Raw genomic sequence first — 17,059 nt, forward strand, 5'->3', positions numbered from 1 at the left:
TCGAACAAACGTTCTCTTTTGTGTACACATTGACCACGGGGGCCCTGGTGATACGCGTACTGCTCGCCGAAGATCTGAACATGGTCAGAGGGGCTCTGGTCGCCCTGCTCAACCTGGAGGAGGGCATCTCGGTCGTCGCGGACGTCGAGCGCGGCGACCAGATCGTCCAGGCGGCGCGCGAGCACCGGCCCGACGTCGCCATCCTCGACATCGACCTGCCGGGACTCGACGGCCTCACGGCGGGCGCACTGCTGCACGAGCAGGTCCCCGAGTGCCGGGTCCTGATCCTCACCAGCCTGAGCGCCCCCGGCACTCTGCGCCGGGCCATGTCCGGCCACGTGTACGGCTTCCTCGCCAAGGACGCCCCTCCGGATCAGCTGGCCGAGGCCGTACGGCGGGTGGCGAGCGGCAGCAGGGTCGTCGATCCCCAGCTGGCCATGGCCGCCTGGGGGGTCGGCGAGAGCCCGCTCACCGCACGGGAGTCGGAGGTGCTCCAGCTGGCAGCCGAGGGTTCGGAGGCTTCGGAGATCGCCACCCGGCTCTATCTCTCCAAGGGCACGGTCCGCAACTACCTGACCACCATCGTGTCCAAGCTCAACGCGCGTAACCGGGTGGATGCCATCCGTATCGCCCGGGAGTCGGGCTGGCTGGTCTGAGAGACGCGACGGGTGGTCCGCTCCACGGCGCACACCATGGAGCGGACCACCCGGCAGGTCCGCCTGCGGTCAGCGGTGAGGAAGAGACTGGGTCGTCCTCGTCACGTCGGCACGACCGGACCGGCTCACAGCTGACCTTCTCCTCGCCGGCGGGGAACCGGTCCGTGCCGCTACCACGGCCCGAGGAGTGATCACCGACTGCTGCCGGGCGGACTGACCGGCGGCTAGTGCGGGCGTCCGCCCGGCAGCAGTGTTCCTGGCTCGGCGGACGCCACGCCCGTCCCTTCCGTCTTGGGATTGCGCTGTTCCCGTCTGGCCACCCAGGTCGCGAACCAGGAGAGCAGCATGCACATTCCGATGTAGATGGGCGAGATCACCATGACCACGGGGATGAACGGCAGGTCGTAGTCGAGGTTCGACGCGATCAGCTTGCCCGCGTGGAGGAACTCCTCGTAGGTGATCAGGTAGCCCAGCGAGGTGTCCTTGAGCGCCACCACCAGCTGGCTGATGATCGTGGGCAGCATCGCGCGGACCGCCTGGGGGGCCAGGACGAAGGTGGTCACCTGCGTCTTGCGCATGCCCAGGGCGTACGCCGCCTCCCGCTGGCCCCGCTCCACGGAGTTGATGCCCGTACGGAAGACCTCGGCGAGCACGGACCCGTTGTAGAGGGTCAGTCCCGCCACCAGTGCGGGAAGGGCCTGGACCTTGAGGGCGACGAAGATGAAGAAGATCATCACCAGCACGGGCATGGCCCGGAAGAACTCGACCAGCAGCGTCGAGACCCAGCGCACCGGCTTGTGCTCGGAGAGACGCCCCACGGCCAGCACGGCCCCGAGCAGCAGCGAGAGGACAGCCGCGTAGGTGAAGGCCTTGAGGGTGTTGCCGAGTCCGCGCAGCAGCAGTTCCTGGATGCCCACGTAGATGAAGGGCGTCCACTTCGCGCTGGTGAACTGGTCCGTGTCGAACAGCAGATAGAGGATCCAGCCGATCAGGGCGAGGATCGCGGCGGTCGAGATGAGTCCGTAGACGAAGTGGCGTCTGCGCGTGACGGGCCCGGGGAGGTCGTAGAGCGCGGTGGCGTGTTCGGTGGTGTGGGTCATCGGGCGACTCCCCAGCGCTTCTCCAACACGTTGAAGATCGCGCTGATGGCGAGGGTGATGATCAGGTATCCGACGGCGATCCAGACGAAGGACCAGATGATGCTGTAGCCGAGTTCGTTGAGCGTCTTGTAGGTGCCCAGCAGTTCGGTGACGCTGAAGGCTCCGGCGATCGCCGAGTTCTTGGCGAGGGCGATGAGCGTGGACCCCACCGGCGGGATCACCGAACGGAAGGCCTGCGGGAGCACCACGGTGCCGAGCGTCTGCTTGAAGGACATCCCGAGGCTGCGGGCCGCCTCGCCCTGCCCCGTGGGTACGGTGTTGATGCCGGAACGCAGTGCCTCGCAGATGAAGGCCGAGGTGTAACAGCCGAGGGCGAGGACGGCGAAGACCTGGAAGGGCAGGACCAGGCCGAAGCGCGGCAGGCCCAGCAGCACGGCGAAGAACAGCAGCGTCAGGGGGGTGTTGCGCAGGACCGTCACCCAGACGGTGCCGATCGCGCGCAGCGAGCCCACGGGGGCGACCCGGAACGACGCCATGACGAAGCCGAGCACGAGTGCCAGGATCGAGGCGTACACGGTGAGTTCGACGGTGCCGAGGAATCCCTCGCCGTAGAGCGACCAGTTCTCTGTCAGTACGTCCATGGTGGTGGCCCGCCCCTCAGTTCGCCGGGTAGCGGTCGATGGGCGGCGGCGTCGGCGCGGGCACCCCGGACAGGCCCAGGGTCGCTTCGAACGCCTTCTTCCAGTTCCCGTTCTTCTCGTTCTCCTCCAGCGCGTCGTTGAGCGCGAAGCGCAGCGCGTTGTCGCTGCGCGGGACACCGATGCCGTAGGGCTCCTCGGAGAACGGCTTGCCGACCACCTTCATCTCGTCCGGCGCCTTGGCCGCGAAGCCGAGGAGGATGGCGTCGTCGGTGGTGACCGCGTCGACCTGGAAGGTCAGCAGGTTGTCGACGCAGATGGAGTACGTGTCGTAGGCGACGAGGTCCGCCTCCGGGTAGTCGGCGGCGATGCGCTGGTACGGCGTGGAACCCGCGGCCGAACAGACCGTCTTGCCCGCCAGGTCCTGGGGGCCGTGGATGTCGTTCTCGTCGGTGCGCACCAGCAGTCCCTGGCCTGCCATGTAGTAGGGGCCGGCGAAGCCGACCAGCTTCTTGCGCATGTCGTTGATCGTGTAGGTGCCGACGTAGTAGTCGATCTGACCGTTCTGGAGCGCCGTCTCGCGGTTGGCGGAGGCGATGGTACGGAAGCGGATCGTGTCCGGTTCGAAGCCCAGGGAGGCCGCCATCATGCGGGCGATCTCGATGTCGAAGCCGGAGTAGACGCCGGTGGCCGGGTCCTTCTCGCCGAGGTACGGCTGGTCCTCCTTGGCTCCGACGACCAAGTGCCCGCGGCGCTTCGCCTTCTTCCAGGTCTTCGACTCCGGCAGCTCGAAGCCGGTGTCGACCGTGTAATCGGGCAGGGCCTCCGCCTTCGGCCCCTTGACCGGCGGGCTGCCCTCCCTGCCGCATCCGGCGGCGAGCGCGGCGATCAGGAGGCAGGCCAGCACGGCCGCGATGTTTCTCGTACGCAACACTGTGCCCCCGTCAGTGCTTGAGGATCTTGGACAGGAAGTCCTTGGCGCGGTCGCTCTCCGGGGCGGTGAAGAAGTCCTCCGGGGTGCGGTCCTCGACGATGCGGCCGTCGGCCATGAAGACGACACGGTTGGCGGCGGACCGGGCGAAGCCCATCTCGTGGGTGACGACCACCATGGTCATCCCCTCGCGCGCGAGCTGCTGCATGACCTCCAGCACCTCGTTGATCATCTCCGGGTCGAGCGCGGAGGTCGGCTCGTCGAACAGGAGCGCCTTGGGATCCATGGCGAGGGCTCGGGCGATCGCGACGCGCTGCTGCTGCCCTCCGGAGAGCTGGGCGGGGAACTTGTCCGCCTGCGAGGCGAGCCCGACCCGCTCCAGCAGCTCCCGGGAGCGCCGGTCGGCCTCCTCCTTCTTGCGCTTGCGGACCTTCAGCTGGGCGAGCGAGACGTTCGCCAGCACGGTCTTGTGGGCGAAGAGGTTGAACGACTGGAAGACCATGCCCACTTCGGCCCGCAGCTGGGCAAGTCCCTTTCCCTCCTCGGGGAGCGGCTTGCCGTCGATGGCGATGTGGCCCGACTCGATCGTCTCGAGTCTGTTGATGGTCCGGCAGAGCGTCGACTTGCCCGAACCGGAGGGGCCGATGACCACGACCACCTCCCCGCGGCCGACGGTGAGATTGATGTTCTGCAGTACGTGCAACTTCCCGAAGTGCTTGTTGACGTCCCGCAGCTCGATCAACGGATCGACGGCCATACGTTGCCCTACCCACTTATCGCTTGTGTCGAGGTCAGCGCAAACTATCCAGGCCTGACACACGGGCGGGGGCCGACACGCACCAACAGCGCATAAGGCTGTTTATCGCGTTTTGACCTCGGGGCCGCTCTCCGCCGACTCCGCGTACATCTCGGAGAGCTCCGGGCTCCCGGACATCGCCCAGTCCAGACCCGCGGTGACGACGTCGATCTCACGCCCCGAGGCCAGCCGGACGACAGGCTGCCCGCCCGCCAGGATGTCCCAGGCGGCGTTGGGGACCGTACGGACGAGGACGGTGCCGAGGTAGAGGCCCGCGTCGTTCCCCACCCAGGGCAGCTCCTCCGGGTCGTCGCGCCAGACCGGAGGCAACTGGTCCAGCGCGGTCAACGAGGCCGGGCTGTCGTCGAGTTCGAGCCCGCCCTGGGCCGCGCGCGCGCGGAGCAACTCGCATTCCGCGAACAGCTCGGCCACGCCGTCGGGATCGGTCTCGACGGCGGCGGCGAGGGACACCGTGCGCGTACCGCCCTGACGCTTACGCCAGTTGTCCAGGAAGGGGATGTTCATACCCCCAGGATCCCACTCCCGGCGCGTTCCGCACCGCAGGCCACGCGACTCTTCGGGGACCCTGGCCGGGGAGAACAGGGCCCCGCTGTCTAGGGTGTGGGGATGACCTCGCAGAACTACCTCTCCGAACTCTTCTCGCTGGAAGGCCGGGTCGCCGTGGTCACGGGCGGCAGCTCCGGCATCGGCCGCGCCATCACCGGAGCCCTCGCGCACGCGGGGGCGAGCGTGGTGGTGGTGGCCCGCGGGGAGGCGGGACTGACCCGGACGGTCGGTGAACTCACCGCGGACGGCCTCCGGGCGGCCTGGGTGAGCGCCGACCTGGCGACCGGCGAGGGCGTGCGCACGGCCGGCGAGCAGGCGGCGGCCGCGTTCGGCGAGCCCGACATCCTGGTCAACTGCGCGGGAATCAACCTGCGGCCTCCGATGAGCGAGCTCGACGAGGACGTCTGGGACACGACGATGACGGTGAACCTCAAGGCGCCCTACCTGCTGGGCCGCCGGTTCGGACCCGGTATGGCCGAGCGCGGCTTCGGCCGGATCATCCACATCACCTCGCAGCAGGCGCACCGCGCCTTCGTGCAGAGCGGGGCGTACGGGGTCTCCAAGGGCGCCCTGGAATCGCTGGCCCGCTCCCAGGCGGAGGCCTGGTCGCCGCACGGCGTCACGTGCAACACCCTGGTTCCCGGCTTCGTGATGACGCCGCTGAACACACGGCTGTCGTCGGACCCCGAGCGGGTGGCGGCACTGGCGGCGCGCACGATGGTCGGGCGCAACGGGCTGGCCGAGGACTTCGCGGGCGCCGCCGTGTTCCTGGCGAGTGCCGCCTCGGCCTACGTGACAGGACAGTCGATCTTCGTCGACGGCGGCTTCTCCGTGCACTGAGGCGGGCGGCGCCGCCCCGGGAGAGGGGCGACGCCGGCGGTCGTGCGGAACCCTCGCAGGACGAGGCGTCCGGGATCCCGGCGGAGCTCTAACTCCCGGCGCCCGGCGGCTCCTCGACGCCTGCGGCGACGAGCGCGGCGACGGACGCCGAGGCCGACGCCTTGTCGAGGCCCAGTCCGGTGAGGACGCCGCCGCCGTCCTCGAACTCCAGGAGGGCCAGCAGAAGATGGCCCGACCCTACGACGTCGTTGCCGAGGCGGAGCGCTTCCCGGAAGGTGAGCTCCAGGACCTTGCGCGCCCCCGGATCGAAGGGGATCAGCGCGGGCAGCTCGTCGGCCGGAGCCGCCAGGGCGCGTGTCGCCGCCTCACGGACCGCGTCCGCGGGGACGCCCTGCTCGGCGATGGCCCGGACGGCGAGGCAGTCCGGGAGGGCCACGAGGCCCAGGAGGAGGTGCTCGGGGCTGATCTCGTCGTTGCGCGAGGCATGGGCCGCGTTGCTCGCGCCGACCACGGCGCTCCTGGCCTCCTCGTCGAAACGGCTGAAGCCCTGGCTCATGTCCAGGTCGGAGGCCTCGTCGGGCTTCTTGGGAACGAACCGCTTCTGCGCGGCCTGCCGGGTCACACCCATGCTGCGGCCGATGTCCGTCCATGACGCGCCCGAGCGGCGCGCCTGGTCCACGAAGTGCCCGATGAGGTGATCGGCGAGCTCGCCCAGGTGATCGGCCGCCACCACCGCACCGGACAGCTGCTCCAGAGCGTCGGTATGGGTCTTCTTGATCCCCTCGATCAGGTCGCCGAGGCGGAAGGGAGGGCTGGGTTGCACCGGATTCGTCGCCATGAGGGCAACCCTAGGTTGACACCCCCGGAGTGTCAACCCGCAGTTGACACCCGCACACGCCGTCGGAGCCGCCGGAACGCCTGGCCGCAGGCCGTGAACTCCAGGAAGATCGGGAGAGACTGAGGACATACGAGCGAGGGGCATCCGATGACCGAAGAACGAGGCGGCATGGTCGTCTACTGGCGGCCCGGCTGCCCGTACTGCATGAAGCTCCGGCTGCGGCTGCGCTTCTCCTGCCTCACCTACACCGAGGTGAACATCTGGCGGGACAAGGACGCCGCCGCCTTCGTACGCTCGGTCGCCGACGGCAACGAGACCGTGCCGACGGTCTCCGTCGCGGGGCGAGCCCTGGTGAATCCCTCGAAGCGTCAGGTGGTGCGGGCCGTCACCGAGCACGCCCCGCACCTGCTGCCCGCAAAGGCGGCGCCGGAGCGCTGACGCCGCTCCGCGGCGGCCCGACGGCCGTCAGACGTCGAGGTCCACCACCACCGGGGCGTGGTCGGATGCTCCCTTGCCCTTGCGCTCCTCGCGGTCGACGTAGCTGTCCTTGACCGCCGCGGCGAAGGGGGCGTTCCCGTAGACCAGGTCGATGCGCATGCCCTTGTTCTTCGGGAAGGAGAGCTGGCGGTAGTCCCAGTAGGTGTACGGGTGGTCGTACTTGAGGGGGCGCGGCACCACGTCCGAGAGACCTTCCTCGCGCAGCGCGGCGAGCGCGGCCCGTTCGGCCGGGGTCACGTGTGTGGCGCCCTCGAAGACCGCGGGGTCCCAGACGTCCTCGTCGGTGGGCGCGATGTTGAAGTCACCGAGGACGGCGAACGGCAGCGACCCCGCCGCGTCCGCCGCGACGGCCTTCTGGAGCGCCTCCAGCCACCGCAGCTTGTAGGCGTAGTGGTCGTGGGCGACCTCGCGGCCGTTGGGGACGTAGACCGACCAGACGCGGACGCCCCCGCAGGTCGCCGAGACCGCCCGCGGTTCCTGCACGTCCTCGTAGCCAGGGCCCTCGGGCAGGCCCGTCACGACGTCCGCGAGGCCGACGCGGGAGAGCAGCGCCACGCCGTTCCACCGGCCCGTGGCGTTGACCGCGGATTCGTAGCCCAGCTCGCGCAGTGCCTCGGCCGGGAACTGCTCCAGGGTGCATTTGGTCTCCTGGAGGCACAGCACGTCCGTGCCGCTGCTCTCCAGCCAGGCCAGCAGCCTGGGGAGCCGGGCAGTGATCGAATTGACGTTCCAGGTCGCGATGCGCATGCAGTAAACCTAACCGCTCCCACTGACAGCCGGGTCAGAGACGGGTCGCGTCGCCCGGGGCGAGGCGGCCGTGGTCCGTGCCTCCCAGTGCGCCGATCTGCTTGTCGTAGATGGGGCGGGCGAGGTCGGTGAGCAGGGCGTCGTGGACGTCGATCGCGCGGCGCGGCTTCACCTCGCGGACGTAGTCGATGACTTCCGAGATCTTGCTCCAGGGGGCCATGACCGGCAGCATCAGCGTGTCCACCGGATGGTCGGGCACCGTGAGGGCGTCGCCGGGGTGGAAGACGGAACCGTCCACCAGGAAGCCGATGTTGGTGATCCGAGGGATGTCGGGGTGGATCACCGCGTGCAGTTCCCCGTGCACCTGGACGTCGAGCCCGGCGGCGGTGAACGTGTCACCGTGGCCGACCGTGTGCACCCGCCCCGGGAACGCGGCGGTCAGCTTCTCGGCGACACTGCGCAGGGTCCACAGCTGCGCGGCCGGATTGGCCTCCAGCCCGGCGCGCAGCCGCTCCTCGTCGAAGTGGTCCGGGTGCTCGTGCGTCACCAGGAAGGCGTCGGCACCGGCCGTGGCGTCCTGTTCGGAGAACCCGCCGGGATCGATGACGAGCGACTGCCCGCCGCGCTCCAGACGGACGCAGGAGTGGGTCTTCTTGGTCAGCGTGAGAGACGAAGCGTTCATGCCACCATCCTGCTACGCGGGCGGGGTGGTTTCCTCCTCGATGACGGACCGCGCGATCTCGAATGCCGCGCCCGCGGCCGGGATGCCGCAGTAGACGGCCGTCTGGAGCAGCACCTCCTTGATCTCGACGGGCGTCAGTCCGTTGCGCAGGGCCGCCCTCACGTGCCGGCCGAGACCCCCCAGGTGCCCGGAGGCGACGACCGCGGTGAGGGTCACGCAACTACGGGATCTGCGGTCGAGGCCCTCCCGGGTCCAGATCTCACCCCAGGCGTAGCGGGTGAGGAACTCCTGGAAGTCCTCGGTGAAGCCGTCGGAGGCCGCCGTCTCGGCGTCCACGTGGGCGTCGCCCATCACTTCACGCCGGACCTTCACGCCCCGCTCGTACCGGTCGCTGCGTCCCGTGGCGGAGGCCTCCGGCAGCTCGGTCGCGGCGGTGATCTCGGCCACCGGCACGACCGGGCCGAACGGGGCGGCGAAACCGGGGGCCGGCGGTACGGGGATCGAGGCCTGGGTGTCCTGCCAGGACGTCGAGAAGTGCATGAGCAGCAGATCGGTGACGGCGGCCGGCTGCTCCACCGGAGCCAGGTGACCGGCCCCCGGGACGAGAGCGAGCCGGGCGTCGGGGATGCCCGCGACCAGGGTGCGGGCCTCGGCGGGGCCGGTGACCTCGTCCTCGGCCCCGACCAGGACGAGGGTCGGCACGCTTATGCGGGAGAGTTCCTCGCGGATGTCGAAGGCGGCCAGGGCCTCGCAGGAGGCGATGTAGCAGCCGGGGTCGGTGGTGCGGACCATCTGGACGGCCCACTCGACGATGGCGGGCTGTGCGGCGGCGAAGGCGGGGGTGAACCAGCGCTCCGGGGAGGTCCGCGCGATCGGTTCCAGGCCGTTGCTGCGGACGATCACCCCGCGCCGGCGGAATTCGTCGGCACTGCCGAAGCGCGGCGAGGCGGCGACGAGTGCCAGGGCGGCGACCCTGTGCGGGTGGCGCAGCGCGAGCTCGGCACCGACGGCGCCGCCGACGGCGCACCCCGCGTAGCCGAAGCGCTGGACGCCGACGCTGTCCAGCGTGGCCAGGAGCCGGTCCGCGAGGTCGCTGACCGCCGCGGCGGGGTGCGCGGGTGCTCCGCCGTGCCCGGGAAGGTCGTAGCGGAAGATCCGCCAGTGCTGGGAGAGCTCGGGTATCTGGCGGTCCCACATGTGCCAGGTGGTGCCGAGGGAGGGCCCGATCACCAGGACCGGAGCGTCCTCCGGCCCGTCGAAGCGGTACTGGAGGAGCCGGCCGGACTGCTGCCCCTGGGGCGCCCGCGGCGCGGTGGGCCCGGGCTGGGGAGCCGGGGGCTCGGCGTAGCCCGGCTGCGGGGCGGGGGGCTCGGCGTAGCCCGGCTGGGACGCTTGCGGTGCGGGGCCGGGCTGTGGGGGCTCGGCGTGACCCGGCTGAGGGGTCTGCGGTGCGGGACCGGGCTGGGCGCCTCGGAGGTCCTGGGGCTGCTGCGGTGCCTGGGGCTGGATGTACTGCGGTCCCGTGGCCGGCTGTGCGTAGGGCGGGACGGGCTGCGGAGGCTGGAGGGGTGCCGCTCCGGTGACCTGGGCGTACGGCTGCCCGGCTCCGGTCCGCGGGGTCTGGGGCAGCTGTCGGATCACCTCGCCCTGCAGGGGCTCGGGGTGGGCCGTCTGCGGGTGCATGGCGGGCTGGGGGGTCGTCTCGCTCACTTCACTCACTTGCTCCAGGGTAATGAGCGGCCCGCCCGCTCCCCGTCAGGGGGTCGCCGCGGAGACCGCGTAGACGACCGGAGCCGCCGGATCGGTCATGTTGACGGTGATGTTCTGGGTCGGGCGCGGGTCCTTGTTCTTGTGCACCGTCCCCGCCCAGTCCACGCCGGGCCCGAAGTACCATCCGGTGATCTTGATGTCCCGCTCGCTGATGGTGACCTTGCCGGTCTCCAGCGCCGCGCGACCGGTGCCGACACCGCTCAGGAAGCGGTCCAGTCCGGCGGAGGTCGTACGGAACTTCACGTACATCCGGCTGGCTTTCCAGTTGTTCGTCTCGTAGTACTGGACCCCGACCGCGTTGCCCGGGATGGGCAGCTCGAAGATGCGGCGCTGCATCCCGGACGGCCAGTCCTCCCGCAGCCCCTGGGCCGCCGCCTCGGCCTCCTTGTCCTTGCCGGAGCGCCGGCTCTGACCGGCGGAGATCACCAGGTAGCCGGCCGGGATACCGATGAGCAGCACGATGATCGTCAGCGTGATCAGGCGCCGTCGGATCACCTTGCGCCGGTCCTGCGGAGGCGTGCCGCCCCCGTCCCCGGACGCACCGGCGGGAGCCGGGGGGCCGGCGGGACCGGACGGACCCGAAGAGCCGGACGAAGGGGGCTGTCGCGGCACGATGTGGTGCTCGGCTGCGGTCATGTCGGTGGTCCCTCGATGCTGCGGTACGGGTGCGGGTGGCCGGGTGCCGCGGGCGCGCGGCCGCGGGTCAGTCGTCGGTGCGCGTGCTGCGCGTGTTGCGGATGGTGCTCGCCGCCTGGTCGTAGAACTGGGCGTACCGCTCGTAACGCTCGACCCTGCGCCGGTTGGTGCGCCGGAACCGCCGGGCGACCAGGCGGGCCAGGTCGGCGGCGCCGACCATGCCGGCCTCGGGACCGAGCTGCGCCTTCGCGATGCGGGCCTCGGGACGGTAGCCGCGACCCGTGAGGTGGCGCTTGAACGCGTCCCTGGCCGGGCCGATCAGCAGGTCGTCGGCCGCGCTGACACCTCCGCCGATGACGAAGCAGGAGGGGTCCAGGGCGGCGGCGAGGTTGGCGATGCCGACCCCGAGCCACTGCCCGATGTCCTGGAGGAGCTCGACGCACATCGCGTCGCCCTCGCGGGCCAGCTCGGTGATGAGCGGCCCGGTGATCTCGGGGATGTTGCCCTTGACCCGCTCGATGATGCCGTGGGCCACCGGGGAGTCCGCGGCGGCGAGCTCCCTGGCCTCGCGCACCAGGGCGTTGCCGGAGCTGTACTGCTCCCAGCAGCCGCGGTTGCCGCAGGGACAGCGGTGCCCGCCGGGCACCACCTGCATGTGCCCGAACTCCCCCGCGACGCCGTACTTGCCGCGCTTGACGTGCCCGTCCTCCAGGATCGCGCCGCCGATGCCCGTACCCAGCGTGATCATGACCAGGTGGTCCTCGCCGCGCCCGGCGCCGAAGCGCCATTCCGCCCAGGCGGCGGTGTTGGCGTCGTTGTCGACCATGACCGGCACCACGAGCCGGGAGGCGATCGCGTCGCGCAGGGGTTCGTCGCGCCAGGCCAGGTGCGGGGCGAACAGCACCTTGGAGCGGTCGGCGTCGACCCAGCCCGCCGCGCCGATGCCCACGGCGTGCACGTCGTGCCGGTCGGAGAGGTCCAGGACCAGCTCGACGATGGTGTCCTCGACGACCTTGGGGCTCTTGGACTTGTCGGGCGTCTCGGTGCGCAGGGTCTCCAGGATGTTGCCGTCGGCGTCGACGACCCCGGCCATCACCTTCGTCCCGCCGATGTCGATGCCCACGGTGGGTACCCGCGGCGCCGTGAGGTGCGAGCGGCGCTCCCTCGTGCCGACGGTCCGCAGGACGGTGGCGCGGGCGGAGCCGCGGTGTGTGAAGTCGCGGTACGTGCTCATCGTCCCTGCGCAGGTCGGGGGGCCGGTCGGTGATCCGTCCGGCGGCGGACGGCGTCCGCCGTGCACGATTCTGCCATTCCCGCGCCCCCGGAACCGGTCCGCCGGTCGGGGGCACGGGTCGCGGAACCCTGCCTACGGGGTCTCGTCCCCGGTGGGACGGCCACCGAGGTGGTCCGGCGCCGGGGCTCGTTCGAGCTCGTGGCTGAGCTCCTCGAGCTCGCTCCCCCCGGCCATCTGGCGGGTGAGTTCGTCGAGTGTGACGTCGTCCTTGGTGTGGCTCCCGGACATCGCGCCGCGCTTGAGGAGCACGAACCGGTCACCCACGAGATAGGCGTGGTGCGGGTTGTGCGTGATGAGGACCACGCCGAGCCCGGCGTCCCTGGCGGCGGCGACGTACTTGAGGACCACGCCGGACTGCTTGACCCCGAGCGCCGCGGTCGGCTCGTCCAGGACGAGGACCTTGGCACCGAAGTACACGGCCCGCGCGATGGCCACGCACTGGCGCTCACCGCCGGACAGGGTACCGATGGGCTGGTCCACGTCACGCAGGTCGATGCCCATGCGGAGCAGCTCGGCGCGGGTCGTCTCGCGCATCTGCCGCACGTCGAGCCGCTTGAACGGTCCCGAGCCCTTCGTCGGCTCCGAGCCGAGGAAGAAGTTGCGCCAGACCGGCATGAGCGGGACGACGGCCAGATCCTGGTAGACGGTGGCGATGCCACGGTCCAGGGCGTCACGCGGGTTGGCGAGGGTGGTCTCCTCGCCCTCGATCAGGAAGGTGCCCGCGTCATGCCGGTGCAGCCCCGCGATGATCTTGATGAGGGTGGACTTGCCGGCGCCGTTGTCGCCGAGGACGCAGGAGATCTCTCCCGCGTGGACCTCCAGCGAGACGTCCTCCAGGGCCTTGATGTTCCCGTAGTACTTGCTGACGCCGTCGAGCTCGACGAGCGCCGCGCCGGCCGGGTTCCGGGGGGCCGGAGCCTGGGTGGCCGTCATGTCGTCGCCTCCGCGCGCTTGCGTACCCATGCGTTGAGCAGGGTGGCCAGGAGGAGCATCGCTCCCAGGAAGAACTTGAACCAGTCGGGGTTCCATTCCGCGTACACGATGCCCTTGCTGGTCATGCCGAAGATGACCGCGCCGACGGCGGAGCCGATCGCCGAGCCGTAGCCACCGGTGATCAGGCAGCCGCCGATGACGGCCGCGATGATGTAGATCAGCTCGTTGCCGACGCCCTCGCCGGACTGCACCACGTCGTACGAGAAGAGCAGGTGCTGCCCGGAGACCCAGGCGGCGAAGGCCACACCGAGGTAGAGCCCGATGCGGGTGCGGATCACGGGCACACCGACCGCACGCGCCGCGTCCGCCTCGCCGCCGACGGCGAAGATCCAGTTGCCGAAGCGGGTGCGGATCAGGATCCAGGTGGCGATCGCGACGAGCGCCGCCCACCACAGGATGGTGACCTTCAGCTCGACCTCGCCGATGGTGAGGTAGGAGGCGAAGACCTTACGGGCGGACTCGAAGCCCTCCATGTCACCGATGGCCTTGGTGGAGACGGTTCCGCTGATCAGCTTGGTGAAGCCGAGGTTCAGGCCGGTCAGCATGAGGAAGGTGCCGAGCGTGATGATGAAGCTCGGCAGCTTGGTGCGCGTCAGCATGAAGCCGTTGAACGCGCCGAAGCCCAGGGTCACCAGCAGCGAGACGAAGACGCCGACCCAGACGTTGGCGGTCATCTGGTAGCTGAACATCGACGAGATCAGCGCCGAGCTGGTCACCATCACGCCGGCGGAGAGGTCGAACTCTCCGCCGATCATCAGCAGCGCCACCGGCGCCGCCATGATGCCGATGGTGGAGGCCGCGTAGAGGACCGTGCCCAGGCTGGAGGCCTGGAGGAAGCTGTCGGCGAAGATCGCGAAGAAGAGGAAGACGGCCGCGGCCCCGACGACGGAGCCGAGCTCGGGACGGCCGAGCAGCTTGCGCAGCGGAGAAGTGCGCAACAGGCGTTCGTCGGTGCGGGGCGCCACCGGTTGCCCGGTCGCCGTCATCGCGTACCCCGCTTCGTGTACTCGGCGAGCGCGTCGGCGTCGTCGGCGGTGATGACCTGCGGTCCGGTCAGCACGGGCAGTCCACCGCCGAGGACGTTGCGGTTGTAGCGGTAGAGCCAGAGCAGGTCGACCGCCTCGTACCCCTGGAGGTAGGGCTGCTGGTCGACGGCGAAGCCGAGCGTGTCGTTCTGCAGTCCGGTGGCGACGCTGGCGTTGAGGTCGAAGGTGTCGATCTCGGCCTTGCTGCCGGCGGTCTGCTTGGCCTTGACCGCGGCGGCGGCGAAGGGGGCGCCGAGGGTGACGACCGCGTCGATGCTCTTGTCCGAGTCCAGCTTGGCCTCGATGGAGGCCTGCACGTCGGGCATGTTGGTGCCGTCGACGTAGAGGTTCTGCATGGTCCCGTCGAAGGTCTTCTTCGCACCGGCGCAGCGCTGCTCGTGGCCGACGTTGCCCTGCTCGTGCAGGACGCAGAGCGCCTTCGTGCGCTTCCGCGTGTTCAGCTCGTCGCCGACGGCCTCGCCCGCGATGGACTCGTCCTGGCCGATGTGGGTGAGCGCCCCGAAGGCCTTGGACTCGGCGGATCCCGAGTTCACGGTGATGACGGGAATGCCCGCTTTGACGGCCTTGGCCACGACGGCCTTCATCGAGTCGGGCTTGGCCAGCGAGACGATCAGGCCGTCGACCTTCTTGTCGATCGCGGTCTGGACGAGCTCGGCCTGCTGCTGGCCCTCGTCGTTGTGCGAGTACAGGAAGTTGATGTTGTCCTTCTGGGCCGCCTGCTTGGCGCCCTTCTGGACGATGTCCCAGAAGGTGTCGCCATCACCCGAGTGGGTGACCATGGCGAACGTCCAGCGGGGTGTGTTCACCGCGGACCGGCCCTCGGCGGCCTGCTGGGCGGCGCGCTCCTCCGCCCGCTTGCCGCCGGTGCTGCTGCATCCCGCGAGGGAGGCCGCCAGTACCGCTGCCAGCACGGCGCCCATCGCGCGTACCCCTGTCCGAACCCTTGCCACGACGCCGTGCCCTTCTAGTGCTGCTCGTTGTGCTGCCTGGTGAGGCCGGGGGGAGCGGACTCGCCGCCCGGCGGGCCAAGTATCCCCGAGCCCGGGTCGGCCGTGCCCGGCAGGGGCGCGGGCCGCGCCCTCCCGCCGTTCTAGCGACCTAGCATGAGCGCGTCAATGGCCTTGTCCGAACATACGGACCTGTAACCCGCCGCGCGGGGGTCTCAGGGGCGGACGAGCAGCTGGAACTCGAAGGCGTACCGCGAGGCCCGGTAGACGTGCGAGCCGAACTCGACCGCCCGGCCGCCGTCGTCGAAGGTGATCCGCTCCATGGTCAGCAGCGGCGCGCCCTCGGGCTCCGCGAGCAGTTCGCCCTCCTGCGCGGTGGCCGCACGGGCCCCCACGGACTGACGGGCACTGTGCAGGGTGATCCCCGAGGCGCGCATCATCCGGTACAGGCCGGTCGTCTCCAGGCGCTCGGTGCCGAGGTCGAGCAGCTGGAGCGGGAGGTGGTTGCGCAGGAGCGCCATGGGCTCGTCGTGGGCGTACCGCACCCGCTCGACGAGGTGGACGTCACCGCCCTCCTCCACACCGAGCGCGGCGGCGACCTCGGGCGTGGCCGGTTCGAGCGTGTTGCGCAGGACCCGCGTGGCGGGGTGCCGTCCGGTGGCCTCGAGGTCGTCGTAGAGGCTGCTCAGTTCGAGCGGCCTCCTGATGCGGCTGTGCACGACCTGGGTGCCGACGCCGCGCCGGCGCACCATCAGCCCTTTGTCGACGAGCGACTGGATGGCCTGGCGGACGGTGGGCCGTGACAGCCCGAGCCGCGCGGCGAGCTCCAGTTCGTTGCCGAGGAGACTGCCCGGGGCCAGCCGTCCCTGCTCGACGGCCGCCTCCAGCTGCTGGGCCAGCTGGTGGTAGAGCGGGACGGGGCTGGTGCGGTCCACGCCCAGCCCCAGGGCGGCGAAGTCGGCGGCGGGTTTGGGCACGGCACGGAGCGTACCGCGTGGCACCGCGCCGCACCCCGTACTTTGTCAGGACATATAGTTGACAGTGCGCCTGGAGGGCGGCACGTTGGGTCCATGCGCATCGGACTCATCGGTACGGGCCGGATCGGTTCCTTCCACGCGAGCGTCCTGGCCCGCCATCCCGAGGTCGGCTCCCTGCTGGTGACGGATCGTGACGCCGCCCGGGCCTCGGGGGTCGCGGCGCGGACCGGAGCCACCGCGGTCGCCTCCGTGGACGAGCTGGTCCGCGCGGGGGTGGACGCGCTGGTGATCGCGTCGGCGACCTCGGCGCACGCGGAACTCATCGGCCGGGCGGCCCGGGCCGGTCTGCCGGCCCTCTGCGAGAAGCCGATCGCGCTGGACCTGCCGGGGACGCTGGGCGCGCTGCGCGAGGTGGACCGGGCGGGCAGCGTCCTCCAGCTCGGCTTCATGCGCCGCTTCGACGCGGGATACACGGCGGCGCGCTCCGCGGTGCGTGCCGGGGAACTGGGCCGGCTCCACACCGTACGGGCGACGACGGCGGATCCCGCGCCTCCGCCCGCCGCGTATCTGCCGCTGTCCGGGGGGCTGTTCCGGGACTGTCTGGTGCACGACTTCGACATGCTGCGCTGGGTGACGGGCCGCGAGGTGGTGGAGGTGTACGCCACCGGGGCGGACGCGGGCCCCGCGATCTTCCGCGCCGCAGGCGACGTCGACACGGCCGCGGCCCTGCTGACCCTGGACGACGGCACGCTGGCCACGGCCACGGCGACTCGCTGCAACGGGGCGGGGTACGACGTGCGCATGGAACTGGCCGGCGAGCGCGACCAGATCACCGTCGGCCTCGACGACCGTACGCCGCTCACCTCCGCCGAGCCGCAGGGGCCGCCCGCACCCGCCAAGCCGTGGCCCGGCTTCCTGGAGCGGTTCGCCCCGGCGTACGAGGCGGAGATGGACGCGTTCCTCGGTGTCGTGCGCGGGGAGCGGGCGAACCCGTGCGACGGCCGGGAGGCGCTGCACGCGCTGCGCATCGCCGAGGCGTGCGAGCTGTCGCGCGAGCGGCGCCGTCCCGTGCGGATGACGGAGATCGCGGGGGACTGAGTCCC

Annotated in this window: 19 protein-coding genes; 4 read left to right on the forward strand and 15 right to left on the reverse strand. The window is 70.6% G+C overall.

The window, feature by feature from the left end; translation table 11 throughout:
• The first annotated feature begins 44 nt into the window (after nucleotides 1–44).
• Nucleotides 45–656 (forward strand): response regulator transcription factor, encoded by a 612-nt coding sequence (locus tag ACFY8O_RS25160; protein WP_145810026.1) that lies wholly within the window; start codon nucleotides 45–47, stop codon nucleotides 654–656.
• Nucleotides 657–880: 224 nt separating this feature from the next.
• Here the strand turns inward: ACFY8O_RS25160 and ACFY8O_RS25165 are convergent, their stop codons facing one another.
• The 5 genes from ACFY8O_RS25165 to ACFY8O_RS25185 form a co-directional block, all read right to left on the reverse strand.
• A complete protein-coding gene (locus ACFY8O_RS25165) occupies nucleotides 881–1,756 on the reverse strand; it encodes an amino acid ABC transporter permease (protein ID WP_387905966.1) in 876 nt (291 codons plus the stop codon).
• Nucleotides 1,753–2,397, reverse strand: coding sequence for an amino acid ABC transporter permease (locus tag ACFY8O_RS25170; protein ID WP_145809753.1), 645 nt, complete (start codon nucleotides 2,395–2,397; stop codon nucleotides 1,753–1,755). Before ACFY8O_RS25170 ends, ACFY8O_RS25165 begins: the two co-directional genes overlap by 4 nt.
• A gap of 16 nt (nucleotides 2,398–2,413) precedes the next feature.
• On the reverse strand, nucleotides 2,414–3,328 hold the full coding sequence (locus ACFY8O_RS25175) for a glutamate ABC transporter substrate-binding protein (RefSeq protein ID WP_145809754.1): 915 nt from the start codon (nucleotides 3,326–3,328) through the stop codon (nucleotides 2,414–2,416).
• Nucleotides 3,329–3,338: 10 nt separating this feature from the next.
• Nucleotides 3,339–4,082 carry an amino acid ABC transporter ATP-binding protein gene (locus tag ACFY8O_RS25180; RefSeq protein ID WP_145809755.1) on the reverse strand — a complete coding sequence of 248 codons (744 nt, stop codon included), beginning with the start codon at nucleotides 4,080–4,082 and terminating at the stop codon, nucleotides 3,339–3,341.
• Nucleotides 4,083–4,184: 102 nt separating this feature from the next.
• On the reverse strand, nucleotides 4,185–4,646 hold the full coding sequence (locus ACFY8O_RS25185; RefSeq protein WP_387905972.1) for a DUF6278 family protein: 462 nt from the start codon (nucleotides 4,644–4,646) through the stop codon (nucleotides 4,185–4,187).
• Nucleotides 4,647–4,748: 102 nt separating this feature from the next.
• On the opposite strand from ACFY8O_RS25185, the gene ACFY8O_RS25190 reads away from it, so the two are divergent.
• The gene (locus ACFY8O_RS25190; protein WP_145809759.1) at nucleotides 4,749–5,528 is read left to right on the forward strand and encodes an SDR family NAD(P)-dependent oxidoreductase; all 780 of its coding nucleotides are present in this window, start codon (nucleotides 4,749–4,751) and stop codon (nucleotides 5,526–5,528) included.
• 88 nt (nucleotides 5,529–5,616) lie between these two features.
• Here ACFY8O_RS25190 and ACFY8O_RS25195 read toward each other — a convergent pair whose 3' ends face one another.
• Nucleotides 5,617–6,366: a Clp protease N-terminal domain-containing protein gene (locus ACFY8O_RS25195; protein ID WP_387905975.1), complete on the reverse strand. Its 750-nt coding sequence runs from the start codon at nucleotides 6,364–6,366 to the stop codon at nucleotides 5,617–5,619.
• A gap of 147 nt (nucleotides 6,367–6,513) precedes the next feature.
• Here ACFY8O_RS25195 and ACFY8O_RS25200 point away from each other — a divergent pair, with 147 nt between their 5' ends.
• Nucleotides 6,514–6,804 carry a glutaredoxin domain-containing protein gene (locus ACFY8O_RS25200; protein ID WP_387905978.1) on the forward strand — a complete coding sequence of 97 codons (291 nt, stop codon included), beginning with the start codon at nucleotides 6,514–6,516 and terminating at the stop codon, nucleotides 6,802–6,804.
• Nucleotides 6,805–6,831: 27 nt separating this feature from the next.
• Here ACFY8O_RS25200 and ACFY8O_RS25205 read toward each other — a convergent pair whose 3' ends face one another.
• From ACFY8O_RS25205 to ACFY8O_RS25245, 9 genes are all read right to left on the reverse strand, one after another.
• The gene (locus ACFY8O_RS25205) at nucleotides 6,832–7,611 is read right to left on the reverse strand and encodes an exodeoxyribonuclease III (protein WP_145809763.1); all 780 of its coding nucleotides are present in this window, start codon (nucleotides 7,609–7,611) and stop codon (nucleotides 6,832–6,834) included.
• A 34-nt stretch (nucleotides 7,612–7,645) separates the two neighbouring features.
• The gene (locus ACFY8O_RS25210; protein WP_145809764.1) at nucleotides 7,646–8,293 is read right to left on the reverse strand and encodes an MBL fold metallo-hydrolase; all 648 of its coding nucleotides are present in this window, start codon (nucleotides 8,291–8,293) and stop codon (nucleotides 7,646–7,648) included.
• A 12-nt stretch (nucleotides 8,294–8,305) separates the two neighbouring features.
• Entirely contained in the window at nucleotides 8,306–10,012 is a 1,707-nt protein-coding gene (gene pcaDC, locus ACFY8O_RS25215; protein ID WP_449341827.1) for a bifunctional 3-oxoadipate enol-lactonase/4-carboxymuconolactone decarboxylase PcaDC, read from the reverse strand.
• 36 nt (nucleotides 10,013–10,048) lie between these two features.
• Nucleotides 10,049–10,699, reverse strand: coding sequence for a hypothetical protein (locus tag ACFY8O_RS25220; RefSeq protein WP_145809767.1), 651 nt, complete (start codon nucleotides 10,697–10,699; stop codon nucleotides 10,049–10,051).
• 67 nt (nucleotides 10,700–10,766) lie between these two features.
• Complete coding sequence (locus ACFY8O_RS25225) at nucleotides 10,767–11,933, reverse strand: ROK family glucokinase (RefSeq protein WP_145809770.1); 1,167 nt, start codon at nucleotides 11,931–11,933, stop codon at nucleotides 10,767–10,769.
• Nucleotides 11,934–12,065: 132 nt separating this feature from the next.
• Complete coding sequence (locus ACFY8O_RS25230; protein WP_145809772.1) at nucleotides 12,066–12,926, reverse strand: ATP-binding cassette domain-containing protein; 861 nt, start codon at nucleotides 12,924–12,926, stop codon at nucleotides 12,066–12,068.
• Nucleotides 12,923–13,972, reverse strand: a complete 1,050-nt coding sequence (locus ACFY8O_RS25235; protein WP_387905985.1) for an ABC transporter permease — start codon at nucleotides 13,970–13,972, stop codon at nucleotides 12,923–12,925. Before ACFY8O_RS25235 ends, ACFY8O_RS25230 begins: the two co-directional genes overlap by 4 nt.
• Nucleotides 13,969–14,982: a substrate-binding domain-containing protein gene (locus tag ACFY8O_RS25240; RefSeq protein WP_449341828.1), complete on the reverse strand. Its 1,014-nt coding sequence runs from the start codon at nucleotides 14,980–14,982 to the stop codon at nucleotides 13,969–13,971. The genes ACFY8O_RS25235 and ACFY8O_RS25240 overlap by 4 nt, the downstream gene beginning before the upstream one ends.
• A gap of 212 nt (nucleotides 14,983–15,194) precedes the next feature.
• On the reverse strand, nucleotides 15,195–15,956 hold the full coding sequence (locus tag ACFY8O_RS25245) for a GntR family transcriptional regulator (RefSeq protein ID WP_145809778.1): 762 nt from the start codon (nucleotides 15,954–15,956) through the stop codon (nucleotides 15,195–15,197).
• A 93-nt stretch (nucleotides 15,957–16,049) separates the two neighbouring features.
• Here ACFY8O_RS25245 and ACFY8O_RS25250 point away from each other — a divergent pair, with 93 nt between their 5' ends.
• Nucleotides 16,050–17,054 carry a Gfo/Idh/MocA family protein gene (locus ACFY8O_RS25250; protein ID WP_387905989.1) on the forward strand — a complete coding sequence of 335 codons (1,005 nt, stop codon included), beginning with the start codon at nucleotides 16,050–16,052 and terminating at the stop codon, nucleotides 17,052–17,054.
• The last annotated feature ends 5 nt before the right edge of the window (nucleotides 17,055–17,059 follow it).

This window comes from Streptomyces argenteolus, from assembly GCF_042902585.1.
In the GTDB taxonomy this organism is placed as follows: Bacteria; Actinomycetota; Actinomycetes; order Streptomycetales; family Streptomycetaceae; genus Streptomyces; species Streptomyces argenteolus.

Bases quoted from the DNA above. Each gene is read 5' to 3' on its own strand.
- ACFY8O_RS25165 (WP_387905966.1), bottom strand. From the start codon at position 1,756: ATGACCCACACCACCGAACACGCCACCGCGCTCTACGACCTCCCCGGG.
- ACFY8O_RS25170 (WP_145809753.1), bottom strand. From the start codon at position 2,397: ATGGACGTACTGACAGAGAACTGGTCGCTCTACGGCGAGGGATTCCTC.
- ACFY8O_RS25180 (WP_145809755.1), bottom strand. From the start codon at position 4,082: ATGGCCGTCGATCCGTTGATCGAGCTGCGGGACGTCAACAAGCACTTC.
- ACFY8O_RS25185 (WP_387905972.1), bottom strand. From the start codon at position 4,646: ATGAACATCCCCTTCCTGGACAACTGGCGTAAGCGTCAGGGCGGTACG.
- ACFY8O_RS25190 (WP_145809759.1), top strand. From the start codon at position 4,749: ATGACCTCGCAGAACTACCTCTCCGAACTCTTCTCGCTGGAAGGCCGG.
- ACFY8O_RS25195 (WP_387905975.1), bottom strand. From the start codon at position 6,366: ATGGCGACGAATCCGGTGCAACCCAGCCCTCCCTTCCGCCTCGGCGAC.
- ACFY8O_RS25200 (WP_387905978.1), top strand. From the start codon at position 6,514: ATGACCGAAGAACGAGGCGGCATGGTCGTCTACTGGCGGCCCGGCTGC.
- ACFY8O_RS25205 (WP_145809763.1), bottom strand. From the start codon at position 7,611: ATGCGCATCGCGACCTGGAACGTCAATTCGATCACTGCCCGGCTCCCC.
- ACFY8O_RS25210 (WP_145809764.1), bottom strand. From the start codon at position 8,293: ATGAACGCTTCGTCTCTCACGCTGACCAAGAAGACCCACTCCTGCGTC.
- ACFY8O_RS25220 (WP_145809767.1), bottom strand. From the start codon at position 10,699: ATGACCGCAGCCGAGCACCACATCGTGCCGCGACAGCCCCCTTCGTCC.
- ACFY8O_RS25225 (WP_145809770.1), bottom strand. From the start codon at position 11,933: ATGAGCACGTACCGCGACTTCACACACCGCGGCTCCGCCCGCGCCACC.
- ACFY8O_RS25230 (WP_145809772.1), bottom strand. From the start codon at position 12,926: ATGACGGCCACCCAGGCTCCGGCCCCCCGGAACCCGGCCGGCGCGGCG.
- ACFY8O_RS25235 (WP_387905985.1), bottom strand. From the start codon at position 13,972: ATGACGGCGACCGGGCAACCGGTGGCGCCCCGCACCGACGAACGCCTG.
- ACFY8O_RS25250 (WP_387905989.1), top strand. From the start codon at position 16,050: ATGCGCATCGGACTCATCGGTACGGGCCGGATCGGTTCCTTCCACGCG.